A 23,831-nucleotide genomic window follows, 5' to 3' on the forward strand; every position below is an offset into this window, starting at 1 on the left:
TCACCGGGACGCCTCCGACAGCAGGGCGGCCGCGAGGTCGAGCGCCTCGTCGACCGATCCCCGCTGCTCCGCGAGCTCGTGCGCGTACCGGCGGATGATCGGCGCCTGGAGGCCCGCCTCGACGTCGGCCATGCGGCGGGTGAAGTCGACGGAGTCCTTGCAGCGCACCACGGAGACGGCGAGCGCGATCTGCGCCTGCGTGATCTCTCTCCCGTTCGCCCCCTCCGGCAGCCACGGTGCGTCGTCCGCCGGTTCGAGGCCCTCGGCGACGTAGCAGCGCGCGAGCTCGTCGATGAGCGCGCGGGCCCCGTCCTCGTCCGGCAGACCGTCCCGGACCGCCTCGACGGCGTCCGTCCAGGGACCGGTGACGATCGTGGCATCCAGCAGGGCCGCCACGTCGTCGTCCGCGTTGCAGGCGTCGATGACGGCCCAGTCGTCGTCGGTCAGCTCGTCGTCCGCTCCGGCCCCGGGCGCGACCTCGGTGGCGCCGGCGGGCTCGGGCGCGCCGGCGATCTCGTTCGCCGCCATGTCACGCAGCGACATCGGTGGCACGAAGGCGAACCGCGCGGCCTGGTCGGCCGTCCACGGTCCGAAGTAGTGCTCCGACGCGTAGACCGGGTCGTCGCTCAGGGGCGGCGGGTCGAAGGTGACGCCGGAACCCGCGGCGCACAGCGCCACGGCAGCGGACGCGCCTGTCGCCAGGATGTCGTTCTCGTAGAAGTCCGGGACCAGGCGGTCGAAGGGGAGGACGACGGCACCCGACGCGGGGTCGAGGTCCACGGTGAGGTCGATCCCGAGCGCCGCGACGTCCTCGCTCGTCGCGTCCGGCGCACCGGCGCAGGCGGCGAGCGCCAGCACGAGGCTCGTCGCCGTCAGGTACCGACCAGGTGATCTGCGCGAGTCCGGCACGGCGGGCTCCCTCTCCTGTTCGTGATCGATCGGGACGGCTCGAGGGGCGGCGGCGCGCGCACGCGCCCGCCGCCCCGCGGGTCCCGTCAGCAGCCCGTGAAACGCGTCGCGTCGATGTTGTCGTCGAACGAGACTCCCGGCTTGTCGCCGGCGCCGTTGCGCAGATCCGGGTCGCGGTCGTTCGTCTGCTCGAGGATCGTCGTGCGGACAGTGCTCGTGCGCAGCATCTCCTGCTCCGTCCTCCTGCCGGACCCCCCGGTGGGCGACGATAGGGGCCTGCGCTTCCGCTGAGTGGTCCGGTCGTCGCGATGGGGTGGGGCGCGCGGTTCCGGTGAGTGGCCTGGTCGTCGCGATGGGGTGGAGCGCGCGGCTCCGCTGAGTGGTCGGGCGGTCGTGACCGGGTGGCGCACGCGGCGGGACCGGGCGCTCGTGCGAGCGAGCGGCTGAGCAGTCGCCCCGATCGGCTCCCGGACCCAGGGGCCAGGATCCACACGGCGTCCTGGCGCCGTCCACAGCAGCGGCACAGCACCGCGCTGCTGGATGGTCGTACCCGGTTCACCGGGTGTTCACCCCCGACCCGTGAGGTGCCTGTGCTCCCCGAGACACTGCCCGTCGCCGTCCTGTTCGTGGCCGACCTCGTCGCGATCGGCCTGCTGACCTTCGCCGTCTACTTCCCCCGGCACCGCCGGCGCGACCTGGTGGTCGCGTTCCTCGGCGTGAACGTCGGCGTGCTGGCGGTCGCCGGTGCGCTGTCCGGGGCGACCGTCGGAGCCGGTCTGGGTCTCGGCCTGTTCGGCGTGCTGTCGATCATCCGGCTCCGGTCCTCCGAGATCGACCAGCGCGAGGTCGCTTACTACTTCGCGTCCCTGGCGCTCGGGCTGATCGGCGGGCTGGGCGGCTCGCTCGGCGGGACCGCCCTGGTGCTCATGGCGCTCGTGGTGCTGGCGCTCGTCGTCGGCGACCACCCGCGGCTGCTGCGGCGCTACCGGCAGCAGGTCGTCGTGCTGGACCGGGCGGTCCCGGACCACGACGCGCTGGTGGCGCACCTGGAGGGGCTGCTCGGTGCACGGGTGCACGGCGTGACCGTGCAGCGGCTCGACCTGGTCGACGACACCACGGTGGTCGACGTGCGGTTCTCCGAGAACCGGGCGCGCGCGGCCGGTGCGTCGGGCGGCGCGGCGTCCTGGGCGGTGCGGCGCGGCTCCGCGTCGGAGGGCGGCGCACAGCCGCAGCCCGCCCCGCAGCAGGCCTGGTCCGCCGCCTCCGACTCCGCCGGTGCCTCCGGTGCCTCGAGCCTGTCGGAGGTGGCCCGGTGACCACGGACCTGACGACCGCGGACCCGACGACCCTCGACCACCTGCCCGGCGTGGGGCTCGACGAGCTCCAGCTCACCGCCGCGCTGCAGACGCGGGTCGACCGCAAGTACGTGCTCCCGGTCGCGGCGCTGCCCGACCTGCTCGGCGCGCTCCCCGCCGGCACCCGGCGGCTCGTCATCGACGGCCGCGACGCGTTCGGGTACGAGTCGGTGTACTTCGACACCCCGGAGCTCGACGCGTTCCACCTGGCGGCCGGGCGCCGGCGCCGGCGGTACAAGGTACGGACCCGCACCTACCGGGACACCGGCGGCTGCTGGCTCGAGGTGAAGACCCGCGGCCCGCGCGGCACGACCGTCAAGGAGCGTCGCGAGCACGACGCGGCGGCCGCCGGCGCGGTCGGCGACGCCCTCGGCTTCGTCGAGGACACGCTGCGTCGGCAGGGTCTGCGGGCCGACGGGCTCGACCTGCACCCGACCCTGACCACCCGCTACCGCCGCCGGACGCTGCTGCTCCCGGACGGTGCCCGGACCACGGTCGACACCGGCCTGGAGTGGCACGGGCTCGAGCTGCACCGGGCCGCGGGCGCCTCGGCCGCCGTGCCGGAGCACGTCGTCGTCGAGACCAAGAGCGTCGCCGGGGCCTCCGCCGCGGACCGCGCGCTCTGGTCGCTCGGGCACCGGCCTTCCCGCATCTCCAAGTACGCGACCGGGCTGGTGGTCCTGGACCCCACGCTCGCCGGACGCCCCTGGCGCCGCACGCTGCGCCGCACCCTCACCCCCTGACCCGACCCGCGGCGACCTGCGCCGGCCCGACCGGCTGCCCGCGTCCGCCGTCCCCACCCGACCCCGGAGGTTCCCATGCGCCGACCCCACCACCGCGTCCTCGCCCTCGCCGCCCCGGCCGTCCTCGTGAGCCTGCTCCTCGCGGGCTGCTCCGTGGACGCGCTGGCCGGCTCGGGCACCTCGACGACCACGACCACCGCCGAGGACGGCACCACGACGACGGTCACGGACGTCGCAGCCGGCGCGACCGCCGAGCAGGTGCTGGCCGCGGACGCCGAGGTGCACGAGGTGGCCGACGCGGGGACCGCCGCGGCCTCGATCACGCTGGACGGCAGCTCCGCGAGCGTCGACGGCGACTCGGACGGCGTCACCGTCGACGACTCGACGGTGACGATCACCGCGGGCGGCACCTACACCCTGAGCGGCTCGCTGTCCGACGGCCAGGTGGTCGTCGATGCCGGCGACGAGGTCGTGCACGTGGTGCTGGACGACGTCGACGTCACGTCCACGACCGGCTCCGCGCTGGCGGTCGTGTCCGCCGGCTCCGTGGTGGTCGAGCTCGCGGACGGCTCGCAGAACGCGCTGACCGACGCCGCCACGTACGCCGACACGTCGGACGACGCCCCGAACGCGGCGCTGTTCAGCAGCGCCGACCTCACGATCACCGGCGACGGCTCGCTCACGGTCGCCGGCAACGCGAACGACGGCATCACCTCGAAGGACGGCCTGGTGGTCGAGGGCGGCACGATCACCGTCGACGCCGTGGACGACGGCATCCGCGGCAAGGACTACCTGGTCGTGGACGGCGGCACGCTCGACGTCACGGCCGGCGGCGACGGGCTGACGTCCGACCAGGACTCCGACGCCGCGAAGGGCTTCGTCGTCCTGGCGGGCGGCGACGTCACGCTCACCACCGGGGGCGACGGCGTGGACGCGGCGACGGACGTGGTCGTCACCGGTGGCACCGTCACGGTCGAGGCCGGCGGCGGCAGCGGCACCGAGCCGACCGACGAGACGTCGACCAAGGGCCTCAAGGGCGGCGCGTCGGTCGTCGTCGGCGGCGGCACCGTGACCGTCGACTCCTCCGACGACGCCCTGCACTCCGACGGCATCGTGTCGGTCACCGACGGCGACCTCACGCTGTCCACGGGTGACGACGGCGTGCACGCCGACCTGGCGCTCGACGTCAGCGGCGGCACGCTCGAGGTCGTCACGTCGTCCGAGGGCCTGGAGGCCGAGGCGATCACGATCGCGGGCGGCGACCTGGCCGTCACGGCATCGGACGACGGGCTCAACGCCTCGGAGGCCGGCAGCAGCACCGCCGAGGGCGGTGGGGGAGCCGCGGGCGGTCCGCAGGGCGAGGCCGCGGGCGCCGCGACCCTCACCATCACCGGCGGCACGCTCGCCGTCGACGCGGGTGGTGACGGGCTCGACTCGAACGGCTCGCTGACGATGTCGGGCGGCGTCGTGGTCGTGAACGGGCCCACGAACGACGGCAACGGCGCCCTGGACTCCAACGGCACGCTCGCGGTGACGGGCGGCACGCTCGTGGCGGCCGGCTCGTCGGGCATGGCGGAGGCCCCCGACGCGGACGGCCAGGGCTGGGTGTCCGCGACCTTCGACAGCGCGCAGCCCGCGGGCACCACGCTGGCGGTCGTCGACGCGGACGGCACGGTCGTCGCGACCTTCACCCCGACCAAGACCCTCAGCTCCCTGGTGGTCTCGTCCTCGGCGATCACCGCCGGCGAGACGTACACGGTCGTCTCCGGGGCGCAGTCCTCGGGCGACGTGGTCGCGGGGTACAGCGAGAGCGGGGACGCCTCGGGCGCCACGGAGCTGCTGACCGTCACGGCCGGCGAGCACACCGCCGGCAGGGGCGGCGGGGCGATGGGCGGGGGGCCCGGCGGCGACGGCGGCACCCGCGGCGGCGGGATGCCCGGCGGCGGCGCCGACGCCTGAGGGGACCGGCCGGCCCGCGGGCCCGGGGCCGACGGCTCCGGGCCCGTAGGCTGGCCGGCGTGACCGTGCGCCGCGTGATGGGGATCGAGACCGAGTACGGCGTGCTGCAGCCCGGCCGCCCCACCGCCAACCCGATGCTGCTGTCCAGCCACGTGGTGGCGGTGCACGCCGCCGCCCGCGGGGCCGGCCGCACCAAGGCCCGGTGGGACTACGACGACGAGGACCCGCTGCAGGACGCGCGCGGCTTCCACCTGCAGCGCGCGGCGGCGCACCCGTCGCTGCTGACGGACGACCCGGCCCGGCCCGCACCGTCGGGCGACGGCCCCCAGGAGGTCGCCCGCTCGCTGGTGGAGGAGTACGAGGACCCCGGTGCGGCGAACGTCATCCTCACCAACGGCGCGCGCTTGTACGTCGACCACGCCCACCCCGAGTACTCGTCGCCGGAGGTGACCAACCCGCTCGACGCCGTGCGCTGGGACCGGGCGGGCGAGCTCGTCATGCTGGCCTCGGTGCGCGCCCTGGCGTCGACCGCCGCGCTGCCCGACGTGGCGCTCTACAAGAACAACGTCGACGGCAAAGGCGCGACCTACGGCACCCACGAGAACTTCCTCGTCGACCGCGCGGTGCCGTTCGCGGACCTCGCCGCGCGGGTGATGCCGTTCCTGGTGACCCGCCAGGTCTTCACGGGCGCCGGCCGCGTCGGCCTGGGCCAGCGGGGCGAGGAGGCCGGGTTCCAGCTCTCCCAGCGGGCGGACTACATCGAGGCGGAGGTCGGCCTCGAGACGACCCTGCGCCGCCCGATCGTCAACACCCGTGACGAGCCGCACGCCGACCCGGACCGCTGGCGCCGGCTGCACGTCATCATCGGGGACGCGAACCTGCTCGAGGTGCCGACGTACCTCAAGCTCGGCACGACGTCCCTGGTGCTGTGGCTGGTCGAGCGCATCGCGTCCGGCGCCGCCGCCGACCTGGCGACCGCGCTGGACCGCCTGGCGCTCGCCGACCCCGTGCGTGCCGTGCACACCGTCAGCCACGACCTCACGCTGACCGCGCGCCTGCCGCTCGCCGACGGGCGCCGGCTGACCGCGCTCGAGGTGCAGCGGGAGTACCTCGCGGCCGTCCGCACCGCGCTCGGGCGGGGCGCCGCGGAGGTCGACGCGCAGACCGCGGACGTCGTCGCGCGCTGGGGCTCGCTGCTGGAGCGGCTGGGGTCCGACCCCGCGTCGTGCGCCCGGGAGGTGGAGTGGCTCGCCAAGATGCGGCTGCTCGAGGGGCTCCGCCGGCGCGACCACCTGGACTGGGACCACCCGCGCCTCGCCGCCGTCGACCTGCAGTGGTCCGACGTGCGACCCGAGCGCGGGCTGTACCACCGGCTCGTCGGCGCGGGAGCGGTCGAGCGCCTCGTGACGGACGAGGCGGTCGCGTCGGCCGTGTCGCACCCGCCGGAGGACACGCGCGCGTACTTCCGCGGCGAGACGATCGCCCGCTTCGGCACGCACGTCTCGGCGGCGTCCTGGGACTCGGTCGTCTTCGACGTCCCCGGGGCGCCGACGCTCCGGCGCGTCCCGATGCGCGACCCGCTGCGCGGCACGCGGGCGCACGTCGAGGGCCTGCTGGCGGGCTCGCCGGACGTCGCCAGCCTGCTGGAGGCGCTCGGCTCCTGACGCCCCCGCCGGCCGGTGCGGGGCGGCGGCCCCGTGGCGCACGCGAACCCGCGCCGACCAGGGCCTAGGGTGGTGCCACTGCGGTGCCCGGTCCAGCTCTCCGGGCCCCGTCCGGACTACCGCCGGAGGTGGACGATGGCCGACCGATCAGGTCAGGAACGCGCTCGGGACCGCCGCGAGGACGACGAGCCGGTCGACGGCCCGGACGTCGAGCAGGCGACCGCGGCGGCGCAGCAGCGCGACGCGGAGGTTGACGCGCTCCTCGAGGAGATCGACGACGTCCTGGAGACCAACGCCGAGCAGTTCGTGCGCGGGTTCGTGCAGAAGGGCGGGCAGTGACGCGTGCCGACCGACCCGCTGAGCCCCGCGGGGCGGCTGCCCGGCGCCTTCACGACGCCCGGGTCGTCGTCCTTCGTCGACTTCCTGTCCCAGCACGCCCCGGACCTGCTGCCGGGCCGGCGCCCGGCGCTGCCGGTCGGTGAGGTGCCCGCCCCGCACGCCACCACGATCGTCGCGCTGACGTTCGACGGCGGGGTGGTCATGGCGGGCGACCGGCGCGCCACGATGGGCTCGCAGATCGCCTCGCGGGACATCGAGAAGGTCTTCCCGGCCGACGACTACTCGGCCGTCGGGATCGCCGGCACCGCCGGGCTGGCCGTCGAGCTGGTCCGGCTGTTCCAGCTCGAGCTCGAGCACTACGAGAAGATCGAGGGCACGCTGCTCTCGCTCGACGGCAAGGCGAACCGGCTCGCCACGATGATCCGGGGGAACCTCGGTCTCGCGATGCAGGGGCTCGCGGTGGTGCCGCTGTTCGCCGGGTTCGACCTGGACCGCGGCAGCGGACGGATCTTCTCGTACGACGTCACCGGCGGGCGCTACGAGGAGCACCAGCACCACAGCGTGGGCTCGGGGTCCGTGTTCGCGCGCGGCTCGCTCAAGAAGCTCTGGCAGCCGGGGCTCGACGCCGACGCGGCGGTCCGCGTGGCGGTGGAGGCCCTGGTGGACGCCGCCGACGACGACTCGGCGACCGGGGGACCGGACCAGGCGCGCCGCATCTGGCCGGTCGTGGCGACCGTGACCGCCGCGGGCTACCTGCGGGTGCCGCAGGACGCGCTCGGCGAGGTGGTGGCCCGGGTGCTGGCCGACCGCGCCGAGCAGCACGCCCGGGCCCGGCAGGAGGGTGACCCCGCATGAGCATGCCGTTCTACGTCTCGCCCGAGCAGCTCATGAAGGACCGGGCGGACTACGCGCGCAAGGGCATCGCCCGCGGCCGGTCCGTCGTGGTCCTCGCCTACGAGGACGGCATCGCGTTCGCGACCGAGAACCCGTCCCGGGCGCTGCACAAGGTGTCGGAGATCTACGACCGCATCGCCTTCGCGGCGGTCGGCAAGTACAACGAGTTCGAGAACCTGCGGGTGGCCGGCGTGCGGTACGCCGACCTGCGCGGCTACTCCTACGACCGCCGGGACGTCAACGCCCGCGGGCTCGCGAACGCGTACGCCCAGACGCTCGGCACGGTCTTCACCACGGAGTCCAAGCCGCTGGAGGTCGAGCTCGTCGTCGCGGAGGTGGGCGCCGACGCCGCCACGGACCAGATCTACCGGCTGTCGTACGACGGGTCGGTGGCGGACGAGCGCGGGTTCGTGGTCATGGGCGGCCAGGCCGAGCGGCTGCGCGACGAGGTGGCCGGCGCGTGGGTGCCGGGCATGCCGCTCGCCGACGTGCTCGGTCTCGCGGTGCGCGTGCTCGGCACGCCGTCCGACGGGGCGGACGAGGACGACCGCCGCGTCATCCCCGCCGCGCAGCTGGAGGTCGCGGTGCTCGACCGCACCCGGCCGCGGCGGGCGTTCCGGCGCCTGTCCGGCGTCGTGCTGGAGGACCTGCTGGCGTCCGCCGGCGGGGCCTGAGGCCGGGAGGCGAACGTGGACCGACGGATCTTCGGCCTGGAGACCGAGTACGGCGTGACGTGCGCCGCCGACGACGGGCGGGGCCTGTCCGCCGACGAGGTCGCCCGCTACCTGTTCCGCAAGGTCGTGGCGTGGGGCCGGTCGTCGAACGTGTTCCTGCGCAACGGCTCGCGGCTGTACCTCGACGTCGGCTCCCACCCCGAGTACGCCACGGCGGAGTGCGACGACTGGCGCCAGCTCGTCACGCACGACCGGGCGGGGGAGCGGATCCTCGAGGGGCTGGTCGCCGACGCGCAGCAGCGCCTGGAGCACGAGGGCCTGTCGGGCCGGATCCACCTGTTCAAGAACAACACCGACTCCGCGGGCAACTCCTACGGCTGCCACGAGAACTACCTGGTGCGGCGGCAGGGCGACTTCTCCCGGCTGTCCGACGTGCTCGTGCCGTTCCTCATCACCCGGCAGGTCCTGACGGGCGCGGGCAAGGTCCTGACCACCCCGCGCGGCGCGGTGTTCTGCCTGTCGCAGCGGGCGGACCACATCTGGGAGTCCGTGTCGTCGGCCACCACGCGGTCGCGGCCGATCATCAACACCCGCGACGAGCCGCACGCCGACGCCGAGCACTACCGCCGGCTGCACGTCATCGTCGGGGACTCCTCGATGTCCGAGACGACCACGATGCTCAAGGTGGGGTCGACCGACCTGGTGCTGCGCCTGGTCGAGGCCGGCCTGCCGATGCGGGACCTCACGCTGGAGAACCCGATCCGCGCGATTCGGGAGATCAGCCACGACGTCACGGGCATGCACCCGGTGACGCTCGCGAACGGCCGGACGGTCACCGCCGTCGACCTGCAGGAGGAGTACCTGGGCCGGGTGCAGGACTGGGTGACGTCCGAGTCCGACCCGACACCCGAGGTCAAGCAGGTGCTCGACCTGTGGGAGCGCGGGCTGCGGGCGCTGCGCACCGGGGACCTCTCGCTGGTGGAGCGGGAGCTGGACTGGGTCATCAAGTACCGCCTCATCGAGCGGTACCGGGCGAAGCACGGCCTCGACCTCTCGGACGTCCGGGTCGCGCGGATGGACCTCGCGTACCACGACATCTCCCGCACGGAGGGCCTGTACAACCTGCTCGCGCAGCGCGGGCTGGTCGAGCGCGTCACCACGGACGTCGAGGTGTTCGAGGCGACCTCGGTGCCGCCGCAGACCACCCGCGCCAAGCTGCGCGGGGAGTTCGTGCAGGCCGCGCAGGAGGCCCGGCGGGACTACACGGTCGACTGGGTGCACCTCAAGCTCAACGACCAGGCGCAGCGCACCGTCCTGTGCAAGGACCCGTTCCGCAGCGTCGACGACCGCGTCGAGAGGCTCATCGAGTCGATGTGACCGTCCGGGAGGCGGTCCGCGGACCCGTACAGTGGGCGGCGGATCGTGCAGGACGCTGGGAAGGAACGACGTGCGACGTCTCGTGGCCGCGTGCGCCGCTGCAGCACTGCTGCTCGCGGGGTGCGCCTCGCAGGAGCCCGAGCCCCCCGAGGTGGTCGTGTCCGGTGACGCCGGGCAGGCGCCGACCGTCACCTACCGGACGCCGCTGCGGGTGGCGGAGCCCCTGCACGAGGTGGTCTGGGAGGGCACGGGCCCGGCGCTCGAGGACGGCCGTCCGGTGCTGCTGGACTTCTGGCTCGAGGACGCCTCCGACGCCACGCTCGTCAAGGAGTCCTACAGCTCCAGCCCCACCCCGCGGCTCCTGACCGAGGAGGACCTCGGCAAGGACCTGTACGCCACGCTGTCCGGCCAGCGCGTGGGTGCGCGGCTGCTGCAGATCAGCCCCGCGTCCGACACCGGCTCCTCGTCCTACCCGACGGTGACCGTGCTGGACGTCCTGCCGGTGCGGGCGGACGGCGAGCCCGTCGAGCCGCGCGAGGGTGTCCCCGCCGTGCAGCTCGACGCCGACGGCGCGCCGTCGATCACGCCGACCGGGACGGAGCCGCCGCCCGACCTGGTCGTCCAGCCGCTGCTCCGCGGGACCGGCCCCCAGGTGTCCGAGGGTGACGTCGTGACGGTGCAGTTCACCGGGTTCGTCTGGGCGACCGGCGAGCCGTTCGACTCGACGTGGACCACGGGCAGCCCCTCGACGTTCTCGCTGGACGACGTCCCGGCGTGGTCGGAGGCGCTGGTCGAGCAGACCGTCGGCAGCCAGGTGATGCTCGTCGTGCCGCCGGCGTACGCGCTCGGCGCGACGCAGAGCGAGGAGCTCGCCGGGCAGACCATCGTCTTCGTCATCGACCTGCTCGCGACCCGCGCGCCCGCGTCCGACGACGCCGGCGACGACGCGACCGGGGGGGAGTGAGCCGTGTCCGTCGCGCTGCGGGTGGTCCCGTGCCTGGACGTCGACGCCGGCCGGGTGGTCAAGGGCGTCAACTTCGAGAACCTGCGGGACGCGGGCGACCCCGTCGAGCTCGCCCGCCGGTACGACCGCGAGGGCGCCGACGAGGTGACGTTCCTCGACGTGTCCGCGTCGTCCTCGGACCGCGAGACGACGTACGACGTGGTGCGCCGCACCGCCGAGCAGGTGTTCGTGCCGCTGACCGTCGGCGGCGGCGTGCGCTCCGCGGACGACGTCGACCGGCTGCTGCGCGCCGGCGCCGACAAGGTGGGGGTCAACACCGCGGCGATCGCGCGGCCGGAGCTGATCGCCGAGATCGCCGAGCGGTTCGGCTCCCAGGTGCTCACGCTCTCGGTGGACGCGCGGCGCGTGACCGGGGACGTCCGCACCGACTCGGGGTACGAGGTCACCACGCACGGCGGGCGCCGCGGCACGGGCATCGACGCCGTGGCCTGGGCCGCCCGGGCCGCGGAGCTGGGCGCCGGGGAGATCCTGCTCAACTCGATGGACGCCGACGGCACCACCGCGGGCTTCGACCTGGAGATGCTCCGGGCGGTCCGGCGGGAGGTGCGGGTGCCGCTCATCGCCAGCGGCGGCGCGGGGACCGTCGAGCACTTCGCGGAGGCGGCCGCGACGGGCGCCGACGCCGTCCTCGCGGCCAGCGTGTTCCACTTCGGCACGCTGACGGTCGGCGCGGTCAAGGCGCACCTGCGGGAACGGGGCTTCGAGGTCCGCTGACGCCCGGCCGCCCGGACGCCGGGGCCGACCCCGGGTGCGGCGAGGCGTCGCGGCACGGCACGATGGGGTCATGCAGCGCATCGGCCTGACCGGAGGGATCGCCGCGGGCAAGTCCGTCGCCGCGACGCGGCTCGAGCAGCGCGGGGCGGTCGTGATCGACTACGACGTCCTGGCCCGGGAGGCGGTGGCGCCGGGCACGCCCGGCCTCGTCGAGGTCGTGGAGGCCTTCGGCGACGGCGTCCTGGCGCCGGACGGCACGCTCGACCGCCCCGCCCTCGCGACGGTCGTGTTCGCCGACCCGGAGGCCCGGGAGCGGCTCAACGCCGTCGTGCACCCCGTGGTGCGGCGGCTCGCGGCGGAGCGCGAGGCGGCGGCCGCAGCCGCGGACGCCGGCGCCGTGGTCGTGCACGACATCCCGCTGCTCGTGGAGTCGGGGTACGCGGGGTCGTTCCACCTGGTCGTCCTCGTGCAGGCGCCCGCGCTGCTGCGGGCGGAGCGGCTCGTGCGGACGCGGGGCATGGACCGGGCGGAGGCCGAGCGGCGCATCGCCGCCCAGGCGACGGACGCCGAGCGCGAGGCCGCCGCGGACGTCGTGCTCGACGGCTCGGGCGCCCCGGCGGACCTGGAGTCCCAGGTCGACGCCCTGTGGGACCGGCTCGCCGCGGAGCGCCGGGACGAGCGCGAGGTCGACGCCCCGTGACCGCGACGGTCCTGCTGACCGGGTTCGAGCCCTTCGAGGGGCAGCCGGTGAACGCGTCCTGGGCGGCGGTCCGCGCGGTCGCGGACGGCTGGTCCGAGGGCGACGAGGGGGCCGTGCTGGTCACGGCGCTGCTGCCGGTGTCGTTCGCCCGGGCGCCGCGGCGGCTCTCCGAGCTGCTCGCGCAGGTCCGGCCGGACCTCGTCGTGTGCGTGGGGGAGGCCGGCGGGCGGTCGGCCGTCGGGGTGGAGCGCGTCGCCGTCAACGTGCAGGACGCGCGGATCCCCGACGAGGACGGCGACCAGCCGGTGGACGTGCCGGTCGTGCCCGGCGGGCCGGTCGCGCACCTGTCGTCGCTGCCGGTGAAGGCGTGCCTCGCGGCGGTGCTGGAGGCCGGGGTGCCGGGCGAGGTGTCGAACACCGCGGGGACGTACGTCTGCAACACGGTCGCGTACGCGCTGGCCGACCAGCTCGCCGGGGGCCGGGTGCCCGGGGCGCGCGGCGGCTTCGTGCACGTGCCCCGGCTGCCCGAGCAGGTGCCCGCCGGGAGCGCGTCGCTCGCCGCGGGCAGCGCCGCGACGGGCCTCGCGGCCGTGGTGCGGGCCGCGCTGCGGACGACGCAGGACGTCCCGATCGCGGCGGGCACGCTGGCCTGAGCCGTCCGGCGCGGTCGTGCGGGGTGCGTCGCGACCGCACGCCCTGCGCGAACCCGGCGCCCCGGCCGGGGCGCGTGTCGGACCCCGGACGTACGGTGGACGCATGCGTCCCGTGACCGACCTGCAGCGCACCGTCGCCCCCTTCGAGGTGGTGTCCGACTACCGTCCCTCCGGCGACCAGCCGGCCGCGATCGACGAGCTCGCGCGCCGCATCCGGGCGGGGGAGAAGGACGTCACCCTGCTCGGCGCCACGGGTACCGGCAAGTCCGCCACGACGGCCTGGCTGATCGAGCGGCTCCAGCGCCCGACGCTCGTGATGGCGCCCAACAAGACGCTCGCCGCCCAGCTCGCGAACGAGTTCCGGGAGCTGCTGCCGAACAACGCGGTCGAGTACTTCGTCTCGTACTACGACTACTACCAGCCCGAGGCGTACATCGCGCAGACGGACACCTACATCGAGAAGGACTCGTCCATCAACGACGAGGTCGAGCGGCTCCGGCACTCCGCGACGTCGTCCCTGCTGACCCGGCGCGACGTCGTGGTCGTCGCGTCGGTGTCCTGCATCTACGGCCTCGGCACCCCGCAGGAGTACGTCGACCGCATGGTCACGCTCGACGTCGGTGACCAGGTGGACCGCGACCAGCTGCTGCGGCAGTTCGTGTCGATGCAGTACGCGCGCAACGACATGGCCTTCACGCGCGGCACGTTCCGCGTGCGCGGCGACACCGTGGAGATCATCCCGGTGTACGAGGAGCTCGCGATCCGCATCGAGTTCTTCGGCGACGAGATCGAGGCCATCCAGACGCTGCACCCGCTGACCGGCGACGTGGTGCGCGAGGAGCGGCAGGTCCACGTGTTCCCCGCGACGCACTACGTCGCGGGTCCGGAGCGCATGGAGCGGGCGATCAGCGGCATCGAGCTCGAGCTCGAGCAGCGGCTGGCGGAGCTCGAGCGGCAGAACAAGCTGCTCGAGGCCCAGCGCCTGCGCATGCGCACGACCTACGACATCGAGATGATGCGGCAGATCGGGTCGTGCTCCGGCATCGAGAACTACTCGCGGCACATCGACGGCCGCGCCGCCGGCACCGCGCCGAACACCCTCCTGGACTACTTCCCCGAGGACTTCCTGCTCGTCATCGACGAGTCGCACGTGACCGTCCCGCAGATCGGCGCGATGTACGAGGGCGACATGTCGCGCAAGCGGAACCTCGTCGACTTCGGCTTCCGGCTGCCGAGCGCGATGGACAACCGCCCCCTGCGGTGGGAGGAGTTCGTCGAGCGCATCGGCCAGACCGTCTACCTGTCCGCCACCCCGGGCGACTACGAGCTCGCCCAGTCCGACGGGGTCGTCGAGCAGATCATCCGGCCCACCGGGCTGGTCGACCCCGAGGTCGTCGTCAAGCCGACCAAGGGCCAGATCGACGACCTGCTCGACGAGATCCGCCAGCGCGTCGAGAAGGACGAGCGCGTGCTGGTCACGACGCTCACCAAGAAGATGGCCGAGGACCTCACGGACTACTTCCTGGAGAAGGGCGTCCGGGTGCGGTACCTGCACTCCGAGGTGGACACGCTGCGGCGCGTCGAGCTGCTCCGCGAGCTGCGGATGGGCGAGTACGACGTGCTGGTCGGCATCAACCTGCTGCGCGAGGGCCTGGACCTGCCCGAGGTGTCGCTCGTCGCGATCCTCGACGCCGACAAGGAGGGCTTCCTGCGCTCCGGCAAGTCGCTGATCCAGACCATCGGCCGAGCGGCGCGCAACGTGTCCGGCCAGGTGCACATGTACGCCGACAAGATCACGCCCGGCATGGCCCTCGCCATCGAGGAGACCGAGCGCCGGCGCGAGAAGCAGATCGCGTACAACACCGCGCACGGCATCGACCCGCAGCCGCTGCGCAAGCGCATCGGCGACATCACCGACCTGCTCGCGCGCGAGGACGCCGACACCGCCGAGCTGCTCGGCGGCAACGGCCGGCAGTCCAGCCGCGGCAAGGCGCCCGTCCCCGGGCTCGGCTCCAAGGCGCAGCCGGCCACCGAGCGCACGAAGCTCGCCGGTGCCGCCGCGGGCGAGCTCGCGGACCTCATCCAGGAGCTGTCGGACCAGATGCACGCCGCGGCGGGGGAGCTGCAGTTCGAGCTGGCGGCCCGGCTGCGGGACGAGATCTCGGGGCTCAAGAAGGAGCTCCGGCAGATGCACGCCGCGACGGCCTGACCCCGTCCGCCCCACCCGCCCGTCCTCGGAGGCCGCCATGTCCCTGCAGGTCCAGGTCGTGATCGACTGCCACCACCCCAGCGCGCTCGGCCGGTTCTGGATCGCCGCGCTCGACTACGTCGAGGAGCCGCCCCCGCCGCCGTTCGCGAGCTGGGACGAGGCGATGGACGCGTGGGGGATCGGCCCGGACGACGACCGGGACCCCGCCTACGCGATCGTCGACCCCGCCGGGGCCGGACCCCGGGTGTTCTTCCAGAAGGTCCCGGAGGACAAGGTCGTCAAGAACCGCGTGCACCTGGACGTGCGCTGGTCCGACGCGCAGGGCGTGGACCGGCAGGACCGGGCGGCGAAGCTCGCCGCGGCGCGGCAGCACGCGGAGGCGCTGGAGGCCGCCGGCGGGACGGTGCTGCGCGAGGTCGACGACCCGCGCGAGGGCGCGTGGGTGGTCATGGCGGACCCCGAGGGGAACGAGTTCTGCGTGGCGTGACGCGCCGCACCCCCGTCCCGTGCTGTGCGTGTGGGACTGATGACCTATGCTGGCGCACGCAGTGGAGGGGAGTATCCCGACACGACGCCCCCGTCATCACGGTCGCCTCCGTAGCCGGCCCGGGGCCGTCGGCCCGGTCAGCACCGGGTGGGAGAGACCTCCGGTACTCAGTCGTCTGTACCGGAGGGTGATCCATGTCCGTGGACCTGTGGGTCTGGATCGCGACAGGTGTCGCGATCGTCGGGATGCTCGTGTTCGACTTCTTCGCGCACGTCCGCACGCCGCACGCGCCGTCGTTCCGTGAGGCCGCGACGTGGTCGACGGTCTACATCGTGCTGGCGATCGTGTTCGGCATCGGGCTCGGCATCGTGTGGGGCTGGGACCACGGCACCGAGTACTTCGCCGGGTACGTGACCGAGAAGAGCCTCTCGGTCGACAACCTCTTCGTCTTCCTCATCATCATGACGAAGTTCGCGGTGCCGCGGGAGTTCCAGCAGAAGGTGCTGCTGGTCGGCGTCGCCATCGCGCTCGTGCTGCGCACCGTCTTCATCCTCGTGGGTGCCGCCGCGATCGAGCAGTGGTCCTGGGTCTTCTACCTGTTCGGCGCTTTCCTGGTCTACACCGGCATCAAGCTCGCCCGGGAGAAGCACGACGAGGACGAGCTGTCCCACGCCGGCGAGCGCAAGGACGGCCTGGCGGTCACGCTGCTCAAGCGGGTCCTGCCGACCACCGAGGAGTACCACGGCGACCGGCTGACCACGCGCATCGACGGCAAGCGCCTCATCACCCCGATGCTGCTCGTCATGGTCGCGATCGGCGCCACCGACGTGCTGTTCGCGCTCGACTCGATCCCCGCGATCTACGGCCTCACGCAGGAGCCGTACATCGTGTTCACGGCCAACGCGTTCGCGCTGCTGGGCCTGCGGCAGCTGTACTTCCTCATCGGCGGCCTGCTCGAGCGCCTCGTGTACCTCAACAAGGGCCTCGCGTTCATCCTGGCGTTCATCGGCGTGAAGCTCGTGCTGCACGCGATGCACGTCAACGAGCTGCCCTTCATCAACGGCGGCGAGCACATCGACTGGGCTCCGGAGATCCCCACGTGGCTCTCGCTGCTCGTGATCCTCGGTACGCTCACCGTCGCCACGATCGCGAGCCTCGCCAAGACCCGGCGCGACCGCGACGACGCGCCGGCCGCCGTGACCGCCGCGCAGGAGCCCGCCAGCAAGGAGCACTGACCCGTTGGACGTCTCGCCGCTCGTCTGGTGCGTGTCGCTCGGCCTCGCCGCCGCCGTCCTGATCGTGGACGTCGCGGTGGTGGGCCGGCGGCCGCACATCCCGTCCACGGCCGAGTGCCTGCGCTACCTCGGTGTGTACGTGGGGCTGGCGGTGGCGTTCGCCGTCCTCGTGTGGGCCGTGTGGGGCGCCGACCCCGCCGGGGAGTTCGTCGCCGGGTGGCTGACGGAGTACTCGCTGTCGGTCGACAACCTGTTCGTGTTCCTGCTGATCATGTCCCGGTTCGCCGTGCCCCGGCAGTACCAGCAGACCGCGCTGCTCGTCGGGATCATCCTCGCCCTGGTGTTCCGGGGGATCTTCATCGGCATCGGGGCGGCGGCCATCGCGTCGTTCTCGTGGGTGTTCTACCTGTTCGGGGCGTTCCTGGTGTGGACGGCCGTCAAGGTCGCCCGGGAGGGCGTGGGCGACGAGGAGGAGGCGGAGGACTACCGGCCGCCGGCGCTCGTGCGCCTCGTGCAGCGCGTCCTCCCGACGAGCAGCGAGTACCACGGCGTGCGGCTCACGGCGAAGGTCGACGGCCGCCGGCACGTCACGCCGATGCTCCTGGTGCTCGTGGCGATCGGCGCGACCGACCTGCTGTTCGCCTTCGACTCGATCCCGGCGGTGTTCGGCCTCACGCAGGAGCCGTACCTGGTGCTCATGGCGAACGTGTTCGCCCTCATGGGGCTGCGCCAGCTCTACTTCCTGCTCGGCGGGCTGCTCACGCGGCTGCGGTACCTCAACATCGGCCTGGGGGTGCTGCTCGGGTTCATCGGCGTGAAGCTGGTGCTCCAGGCGCTGCACGAGAACGCGCTGCCGTTCGTCAACGGCGGGGAGCCGGTGCCGTGGGCGCCCGAGCTGCCGACGTGGGTGTCGCTGGCGGTCATCGTGGTGACGCTCGGGGTGACGGCCGTGACGAGCATCGCGGCCTCCCGGCGGGACGAGCGGCGCGAGGCCGTCCGGGCGGACTGACCCGGCGGACTGACCCGGCGGACCGGCGCGGGCGGCCCGCCGCGGCGGCCCGCGCCCGGGGAGGTGCTCAGCCCGCCAGGCCGGCCGCCCACGGCCCGATGACCGGGTTCCACACCCGGACCTCCACGTCGGCGATCACGCCGGCCGCCGCGAACGGGTCGTCGGCGAGCACGGCGTCCAGCGCGGCGCGGTCGGCGACGCGGAGCACGAGCAGCGCCCCGGGCGCGCCGTCCGTGAACGGTCCGGAGCCGAGCAGCTCCCCGCGGTCCGCGACCTGCTGGAGGTAGCCGCGGTGCCGCGGACGCACCTCGTCCTGGACGTCGGTGCGCGAGTCGTAGGTGTACCGGACGGCGAAGACGGTCATGGGACCATCCTGCCCGAGCGCCCCACGGTCGGGGACCGGCGTCCACCCCGCGGCGCGGCCGTGCCACAGTGGGGCCATGAGCCGCACGTGGTGCCTCCCCGTCCCGAACGTCCCCGGCCGGCGAGCGGGTGGTGCGTGATGGTCGCGCGCAGCCTGCTGACGGACGCGCTGCTCGCCGGGGTGGCCGAGCGCGCCCCGGTCCACGACCGCCAGAACACGTTCCCGCACGAGGACCTCGCCGAGCTCCGCGCGGCCGGGTACCTCGCGGCGTTCGTCCCCGAGCGGCTCGGCGGCGCCGGCCTGGCCCTCGAGGAGGTCGCCCGGGAGCAGACCCGTCTCGCGGCGGCCGCGCCGGCGACCGCCCTCGCCGTGAACATGCACCTGGTGGTCACCGGCATGGCGAAGGTGCTCGCCGACCGCGGCGACGACTCGCTCGCGTTCGTGCTGCGCGAGGCCGCGGCGGGGGAGGTGTTCGCGTTCGGGAACTCGGAGGCCGGCAACGACCTGGTGATGTTCGGCTCGCGGACGCGCGCGGAGCGCCAGCCGGACGGCGGCTACCGGTTCACCGGGACGAAGATCTTCACGTCCCTGGCGCCGGTGTGGACCCGGCTCGCCACGTTCGGGCTGGACGAGGCCCACCCCGAGGGCCCGCGCCTGGTGCACGCGGTCGTGGCGCGCGAGGACGGCGGCGTCGAGACCCGGGACGACTGGGACACCCTCGGGATGCGGGCGACGCAGTCCTGCACGACGGTGCTCGCCGGCGCGTACGCGGCACCCGGCCGGGTCGTCCGCGCGCTCCCGCCGGGACCGAGCGCGGACCCGTACGTGTTCGCGCTGTTCGCGGTGTTCGAGATCCTGCTGGCCGCCGTGTACACGGGCATCGGTCGGCGGGCGCTGGAGCTCGCCGTCGCGGCGGCGCACCGCCGGACGTCGATGAAGCACGACGGCCGCAGCTACGCGCAGGACCCGGACATCCGGTGGCGCGTCGCCGACGCCGCCATCGCGCAGGACGGCATCGAGCCGCAGGTGTGGGCGCTCGCCCGGGACGTCGACGAGCGGGTGGACCACGGCTCGCTGTGGTTCGCCAAGGTCGTCGGCCTCAAGGTCCGGGCGACGGAGACGGCCCGCGAGGTCGTGGACCGGGCGGTGCGGGTGTCCGGCGGCGGCACGTACGTCAGCGGCGACGAGCTCGGGCGGCTGTACCGCGACGTGCTGGCCGGGATGTTCCACCCCTCCGACGACGAGTCGGCGCACGCGACCGTGGCGACCGCGTGGCTGGGGCCGGTCGAGCGCTGAGGTGCCGGACGGACGAGGGCCCGGGGCGTGACGCCCCAGGCCCTCGGTCACGGCCGTCCCGTCGTCAGGACGTCGCCATCAGGTCCTCGCAGATCGCGTAGGAGTCGGACCGGTTGCCGCAGGTGCCGCCGAAGTCCTCGTACTCGGACCCGCTCGGTGCGGACCAGTAGAGGTCGTCGCACGCCCCGGCGTCGCCGGCCTCGCACGCGTCCCACAGGGCGTCGAGGTCCGGGTCGTCCCCGTACGACTGGGCCCCGTCGACCGTGCCGCCCGTACCGGTGTCGCACAGGTCGCCGCCGGTGGTCTCCCCGCCGCACGTGTCCCCGAACTCCTGGTAGTCGGTGCCCGAGCCGGACGAGAAGTACAGCTCGTCGCACGCGGCCATGTCGCCGCCGTCGCAGGCGTCCCACAGTGCGTCCAGGTCGGGGTCGTCGCCGTACGTGAACGCGCCGATGTCCGTGCAGCCGCCACCGCCCTGCGTCCGGCCGCCGCACGTCCAGCCGAAGTCCTCCTCGTCGGTGCCGAAGTTCGACTCGTCGTACAGGTCGTCGCACGCCGCCATGTCGCCCGCCGCGCAGTCGGTGCGCAGGTCGTCCATGCGGGCGTCGTAGGAGCGGACCGCCACGAGCACGATGATCGCGATCGCGATCGCGCCGAGGATCTCCAGCGCGCCCAGGACGATGCCGGCGATGGCGAGCCCGCGGCCCTGCGTGCCGTTCTTCTTGGTGCGGTTCAGGCCGAGGATGCCCAGGACGATCGGTACGACGCCCATCATGAGCACGCCGGTGACGAGCGCCGCGATGGAGACGCCGTCCGTCCCGCGGGCCTGCGGCGCGGGGTACTGCCCGCCGCCGTACGGGGCCTGCGGGTAGCCGCCACCGGGGGGCGGCGGGTAGCCGCCCGCCCCCGGGCCGGCCGGGAACCCGCCTGCGGGCTGCGAGGGACCGGTCGGCTGCGGGTACCCGCCGTACCCGGGCTGGCCGGCCGGGCCGTACCCGGGCTGCGGTGCCGCGGGCTGCTCGCCGCCGGGCTGCGGGTACCCCGCCTGCGGGTACCCCGCCTGCGGGGAGCCGGGCTGCCCGTACCCGGGCGCGCCGTACGCGGGCGCGCCGTACGCGGGCGGGCCGTACCCGCCGGCGGGGCCGGAGCCCGGCTGCTCGGCGGCCGGGTCCCCGGCGGGCGGAGTCCCGGGGGCGGAGGGCCAGGACGCCGTCGGGGCCTCGTAGCCGGAGGGGGCCGGTCCGGCGGCGGCGTCCGCCTCGTAGCCGGAGGGGGCGGGCGCCGCAGGGCGCTCGTCACCCGCCCCCGGTGCGGACCACGGGGACGGCTCGGGGCCCTCCTGGCCGGGCGTGGCGGTGCCGTCGTTCGACATGGGTGTCCCTCCGGTGCTGCTGACGATGCCGTCGGTCACTATCGCAGACCACGACGCGGCCGGGACGCCGGGTTCGTACCGATTGTGCACCGTGGTCCCCGCTCCCGGCAGGGCTTCCGCGGGTCGGGCCGTGAACCGGCCGCCGCGCTCACCAGCCGCGTGCGCGCCAGGCCGCCAGGTGGGGTCGCTCGGCGCCGAGCGTGGTGTCGCGCCCGTGGCCCGGGTACACCCACGTGTCGTCCCCGAAGCGGCCGAACACCCGCTGCTCGAGGTCCGTCATGAGCGCCGCGAACGCCGCCGGGTCCGCCGTGCGCCCGGGGCCGCCCGGGAAGAGCGAGTCGCCGGTGAGGAGGTGCACGCGGCCCGGCACCGCACCGTCCGCGCGCACCCGGTCCGGCTCCCGGTAGGCCAGCGCCACCGCGCCGGGCGTGTGGCCGCGCAGGGCCACCACCTCCAGCGCGACGGCTCCGACCTCCAGCGCGTCGCCGTGCCGCAGCGGCCGCGGGGGCGTCGTGCCCGCCCCGGCGGCCACGGCGGCGGCGTCGTCCGCGCCGGCGGCGTGCGCCGCGCCCGTGGCGTCCAGCACGGCGGCGAGGGCCCCGAGGTGGTCGGCGTGACGGTGGGTCGTCACCACGAGGTCGAGCCGTCCCGCGGGCGAGCCGTCCCACACGAGCGCGAGCAGCCGCCCGGGCTCCGCGGCCGCGTCCACGAGCAGCTGGGCGCCCGTGCGGCGGCAGACCAGCGTGTAGGCCGCGTTGTCCATCGGCCCGACCGACACCTTCCGCAGCACGACCTCGTCGAGCACCCGCACGTCCGCCGGCCCGCCGGTCACGACGTCGCCCGTGTAGCCGGACGCCGCCACGGGCCCGGTCACGGCCGGTCCGCCGTCCCGGACGGCTGCGCGGACGCGCCCCGGACGAGCGCCTCGTCCAGGCTGTGCGCGGCGCGGACGAGCGCGAGGTGCGACAGGGCCTGGGGGAGGTTGCCCATCATCCGCCCGGTCCCCGGGTCTAACTCCTCGGCGAGCAGCCCGAGGTCCCCCGGCAGCGAGGTCAGCACGTCGAGGACCGCCGTCGCCCCCGCCACGTCGCCCTGCCGCGCGAGGGCGTCGGCGAGCCAGCCGGAGCAGGCGAGGAACGGGTGCTCGCCGCCGCGCAGGCCGTCGTCCGTGCGGTCCGTCCGGTACCGGTGCAGGAGGCCGGGTGCGACCTCGAGCTCGTCGCGGACGGCGGCGACCGTGGCGAGCAGCCGCGGGTCGTCGGGCGGCAGGAACCCGACCTGGACGAGCTGGAGCAGGGAGGCGTCCGTGTGCTCGGCGCCGTAGTGCTGCACGAACGTGCCGCGGCCGGCGTGCCACCCGTGGGCCAGCACGTCGGCGTGCACCGCGTCGCGCTCGCGCCGCCAGCGCTCCACCGGCCCCGGGAGCCCGTGCTCCTCGACGGCGCGGACCGCCCGGTCGAGCGCCGCCCACGCCATGACCTTGGAGTGCGTGAAGTGCCGCGGCGCGCCGCGCACCTCCCAGATCCCGGAGTCGGGTCGGCGCCACGCGCCGCACAGGTGGTCGACCAGGCGGACCTGGAGCGACCACGAGTCGGCGCTCTCCTCGACCCCCGCGGCCCGGGCGAGGTGCAGCGCGCACATCACCTCCCCGAGCACGTCGTTCTGCACCTGGCCGACGGCCGCGTTGCCCACGCGCACGGGACGCGAGCCGGCGTAGCCCGGCAGGTGGTCGAGCGTCCGCTCGGGCAGCTCCCGCGAGCCGTCCACCCCGTACATGATCTGCACGTCCTCGGGGTCGCCCGCGACGGCGCGCAGCAGCCACTGCCGCCACGCCTGGGCCTCGGAGCGGTACCCGTGCTCGAGCAGGGCCTCGAGCGTCATCGCGGCGTCGCGCAGCCAGCAGTACCGGTAGTCCCAGTTGCGCTCGCCGCCCAGGTCCTCCGGCAGGGACGTCGTCGCGGCGGCCACGATGCCGCCGGTCTGCGCGTCGGTCAGCAGGCGCAGCACGAGCAGGGACCGGACCACCGCGGCCCGGTAGCGCCCCTCGTACCGGGCGGCGCGCGCCCACGCACCCCAGCGGTGCTCGGTCGCCTCGACGCGGTGCTCGAGGCGGGGCGCGCGCGGCACGGGCAGCCACGACGGCGCCCACGTGAGCGACAGCTCGAGGCTCTCGCCCTCGGACATGTCCACCTCGTCGACGTGCGCGCGGTGGCCGCCCGCCGTGCGCTGCGGCCGGGGCAGCCGGTCGCCGCGCAGCAGCAGGCTGTCGGGGCCCGCCACCGCCTGGACGGCCTCGCGCCCGTCGGGGTCGGTGACGCGGTGCACCCACGGCGTGACCGCCCCGTAGCCGTAGCGGACCACCCACTCGTGGCGCACCCGCACGGTGCCCTCCGTCACGGTCAGGTGGCGCACCAGGTCGCACCGGCCGTCTCCCAGCGGCATCGCGTCGAGCAGCACCGCCGTCCCCGTCGGCGTCCGGAACGTCGTCTCGAGGACGAACGAGTCGCCGAGGTAGCGGCGCCGCACCGACGTCGCGTCCGGTGCCGTGAGCAGCCAGCGCCCGTGCTCCGGGCCGCCGAGCAGCGCCGCGAACCCGGCGGGGGAGTCGAACCGCGGGGCGCACCACCAGTCGACCGACCCGGAGCGGGAGACCAGCGCCGCGGTGCGGCCGTCGCCCAGGACGGCGTACTCCGCGAGGGGGGTCGCCGGGTCCGGCGGCGCGCCGGCGGCGAGGGGGGCCCGGGGTGTCGGCTCGGGCGTGGCGTCGGTCACGGCGGGGGGCTGCGCGGGCACCGCCCCATCATGCGGCGACCTGCGACGTCGCGCGAGCACGCCGTCGCACACCGTTCGAACA

23 protein-coding genes are annotated in these 23,831 nt (G+C 74.7%); 17 read left to right on the forward strand and 6 right to left on the reverse strand.

Going from position 1 to position 23,831, the window contains the following annotated elements:
• Both AAHH18_RS13490 and AAHH18_RS13495 read right to left on the reverse strand, forming a co-directional pair.
• Nucleotides 1–909 (reverse strand): hypothetical protein, encoded by a 909-nt coding sequence (locus AAHH18_RS13490; RefSeq protein WP_343301976.1) that lies wholly within the window; start codon nucleotides 907–909, stop codon nucleotides 1–3.
• A gap of 86 nt (nucleotides 910–995) precedes the next feature.
• On the reverse strand, nucleotides 996–1,136 hold the full coding sequence (locus tag AAHH18_RS13495) for a hypothetical protein (RefSeq protein WP_343301977.1): 141 nt from the start codon (nucleotides 1,134–1,136) through the stop codon (nucleotides 996–998).
• A 363-nt stretch (nucleotides 1,137–1,499) separates the two neighbouring features.
• Here AAHH18_RS13495 and AAHH18_RS13500 point away from each other — a divergent pair, with 363 nt between their 5' ends.
• The 16 genes from AAHH18_RS13500 (at nucleotide 1,500) to AAHH18_RS13575 (ending at nucleotide 17,945) form a co-directional block, all read left to right on the forward strand.
• Entirely contained in the window at nucleotides 1,500–2,225 is a 726-nt protein-coding gene (locus tag AAHH18_RS13500) for a DUF4956 domain-containing protein (protein ID WP_343301978.1), read from the forward strand.
• Nucleotides 2,222–3,007, forward strand: coding sequence for a VTC domain-containing protein (locus tag AAHH18_RS13505; RefSeq protein ID WP_283320475.1), 786 nt, complete (start codon nucleotides 2,222–2,224; stop codon nucleotides 3,005–3,007). The genes AAHH18_RS13500 and AAHH18_RS13505 overlap by 4 nt, the downstream gene beginning before the upstream one ends.
• Before the next feature lie 75 nt (nucleotides 3,008–3,082).
• Nucleotides 3,083–4,966, forward strand: coding sequence for a carbohydrate-binding domain-containing protein (locus tag AAHH18_RS13510; RefSeq protein ID WP_343301979.1), 1,884 nt, complete (start codon nucleotides 3,083–3,085; stop codon nucleotides 4,964–4,966).
• 59 nt (nucleotides 4,967–5,025) lie between these two features.
• On the forward strand, nucleotides 5,026–6,630 hold the full coding sequence (gene dop / locus AAHH18_RS13515; protein ID WP_343301980.1) for a depupylase/deamidase Dop: 1,605 nt from the start codon (nucleotides 5,026–5,028) through the stop codon (nucleotides 6,628–6,630).
• Nucleotides 6,631–6,765: 135 nt separating this feature from the next.
• On the forward strand, nucleotides 6,766–6,969 hold the full coding sequence (locus AAHH18_RS13520; protein ID WP_222172431.1) for a ubiquitin-like protein Pup: 204 nt from the start codon (nucleotides 6,766–6,768) through the stop codon (nucleotides 6,967–6,969).
• A 3-nt stretch (nucleotides 6,970–6,972) separates the two neighbouring features.
• Nucleotides 6,973–7,824: a proteasome subunit beta gene (prcB, locus tag AAHH18_RS13525; RefSeq protein ID WP_283320472.1), complete on the forward strand. Its 852-nt coding sequence runs from the start codon at nucleotides 6,973–6,975 to the stop codon at nucleotides 7,822–7,824.
• On the forward strand, nucleotides 7,821–8,537 hold the full coding sequence (prcA, locus tag AAHH18_RS13530) for a proteasome subunit alpha (protein WP_283320471.1): 717 nt from the start codon (nucleotides 7,821–7,823) through the stop codon (nucleotides 8,535–8,537). The genes prcB and prcA overlap by 4 nt, the downstream gene beginning before the upstream one ends.
• 15 nt (nucleotides 8,538–8,552) lie before the next feature.
• Nucleotides 8,553–9,914 (forward strand): Pup--protein ligase, encoded by a 1,362-nt coding sequence (gene pafA / locus AAHH18_RS13535; RefSeq protein WP_283320470.1) that lies wholly within the window; start codon nucleotides 8,553–8,555, stop codon nucleotides 9,912–9,914.
• 70 nt (nucleotides 9,915–9,984) lie between these two features.
• Nucleotides 9,985–10,878, forward strand: a complete 894-nt coding sequence (locus AAHH18_RS13540) for an FKBP-type peptidyl-prolyl cis-trans isomerase (protein ID WP_343301981.1) — start codon at nucleotides 9,985–9,987, stop codon at nucleotides 10,876–10,878.
• A 3-nt stretch (nucleotides 10,879–10,881) separates the two neighbouring features.
• The gene (gene hisF, locus AAHH18_RS13545; protein ID WP_283320468.1) at nucleotides 10,882–11,652 is read left to right on the forward strand and encodes an imidazole glycerol phosphate synthase subunit HisF; all 771 of its coding nucleotides are present in this window, start codon (nucleotides 10,882–10,884) and stop codon (nucleotides 11,650–11,652) included.
• Between the two features lie 70 nt (nucleotides 11,653–11,722).
• On the forward strand, nucleotides 11,723–12,352 hold the full coding sequence (gene coaE, locus AAHH18_RS13550) for a dephospho-CoA kinase (RefSeq protein ID WP_343301982.1): 630 nt from the start codon (nucleotides 11,723–11,725) through the stop codon (nucleotides 12,350–12,352).
• A complete protein-coding gene (pcp, locus tag AAHH18_RS13555) occupies nucleotides 12,349–13,005 on the forward strand; it encodes a pyroglutamyl-peptidase I (RefSeq protein WP_343301983.1) in 657 nt (218 codons plus the stop codon). The genes coaE and pcp overlap by 4 nt, the downstream gene beginning before the upstream one ends.
• A 103-nt stretch (nucleotides 13,006–13,108) precedes the next feature.
• A complete protein-coding gene (gene uvrB, locus AAHH18_RS13560) occupies nucleotides 13,109–15,214 on the forward strand; it encodes an excinuclease ABC subunit UvrB (protein ID WP_283320465.1) in 2,106 nt (701 codons plus the stop codon).
• Nucleotides 15,215–15,251: 37 nt separating this feature from the next.
• A complete protein-coding gene (locus AAHH18_RS13565) occupies nucleotides 15,252–15,701 on the forward strand; it encodes a VOC family protein (protein WP_343301984.1) in 450 nt (149 codons plus the stop codon).
• A 194-nt stretch (nucleotides 15,702–15,895) separates the two neighbouring features.
• Complete coding sequence (locus tag AAHH18_RS13570) at nucleotides 15,896–16,936, forward strand: TerC family protein (RefSeq protein ID WP_343301985.1); 1,041 nt, start codon at nucleotides 15,896–15,898, stop codon at nucleotides 16,934–16,936.
• Between the two features lie 4 nt (nucleotides 16,937–16,940).
• Nucleotides 16,941–17,945, forward strand: coding sequence for a TerC/Alx family metal homeostasis membrane protein (locus tag AAHH18_RS13575; RefSeq protein ID WP_283320462.1), 1,005 nt, complete (start codon nucleotides 16,941–16,943; stop codon nucleotides 17,943–17,945).
• Between the two features lie 67 nt (nucleotides 17,946–18,012).
• Here AAHH18_RS13575 and AAHH18_RS13580 read toward each other — a convergent pair whose 3' ends face one another.
• The gene (locus tag AAHH18_RS13580; protein WP_283320461.1) at nucleotides 18,013–18,309 is read right to left on the reverse strand and encodes a YciI family protein; all 297 of its coding nucleotides are present in this window, start codon (nucleotides 18,307–18,309) and stop codon (nucleotides 18,013–18,015) included.
• A gap of 138 nt (nucleotides 18,310–18,447) precedes the next feature.
• On the opposite strand from AAHH18_RS13580, the gene AAHH18_RS13585 reads away from it, so the two are divergent.
• Nucleotides 18,448–19,605 (forward strand): acyl-CoA dehydrogenase family protein, encoded by a 1,158-nt coding sequence (locus AAHH18_RS13585; RefSeq protein WP_343301986.1) that lies wholly within the window; start codon nucleotides 18,448–18,450, stop codon nucleotides 19,603–19,605.
• Between the two features lie 64 nt (nucleotides 19,606–19,669).
• On the opposite strand, the gene AAHH18_RS13590 is transcribed toward AAHH18_RS13585, so the two are convergent.
• The 3 genes from AAHH18_RS13590 to AAHH18_RS13600 all read right to left on the reverse strand — a co-directional run bounded on the left by AAHH18_RS13590 (nucleotide 19,670) and on the right by AAHH18_RS13600 (nucleotide 23,770).
• A complete protein-coding gene (locus AAHH18_RS13590) occupies nucleotides 19,670–20,977 on the reverse strand; it encodes a DUF4190 domain-containing protein (RefSeq protein ID WP_343301987.1) in 1,308 nt (435 codons plus the stop codon).
• Nucleotides 20,978–21,125: 148 nt separating this feature from the next.
• Complete coding sequence (locus AAHH18_RS13595) at nucleotides 21,126–21,851, reverse strand: MBL fold metallo-hydrolase (RefSeq protein ID WP_343301988.1); 726 nt, start codon at nucleotides 21,849–21,851, stop codon at nucleotides 21,126–21,128.
• Entirely contained in the window at nucleotides 21,848–23,770 is a 1,923-nt protein-coding gene (locus AAHH18_RS13600) for a glycoside hydrolase family 15 protein (protein WP_343301989.1), read from the reverse strand. Before AAHH18_RS13600 ends, AAHH18_RS13595 begins: the two co-directional genes overlap by 4 nt.
• Nucleotides 23,771–23,831: the final 61 nt, after the last annotated feature.

Origin of the sequence: Cellulomonas olei, from assembly GCF_039548315.1 — a bacterium.
GTDB lineage: Bacteria > Actinomycetota > Actinomycetes > Actinomycetales > Cellulomonadaceae > Cellulomonas.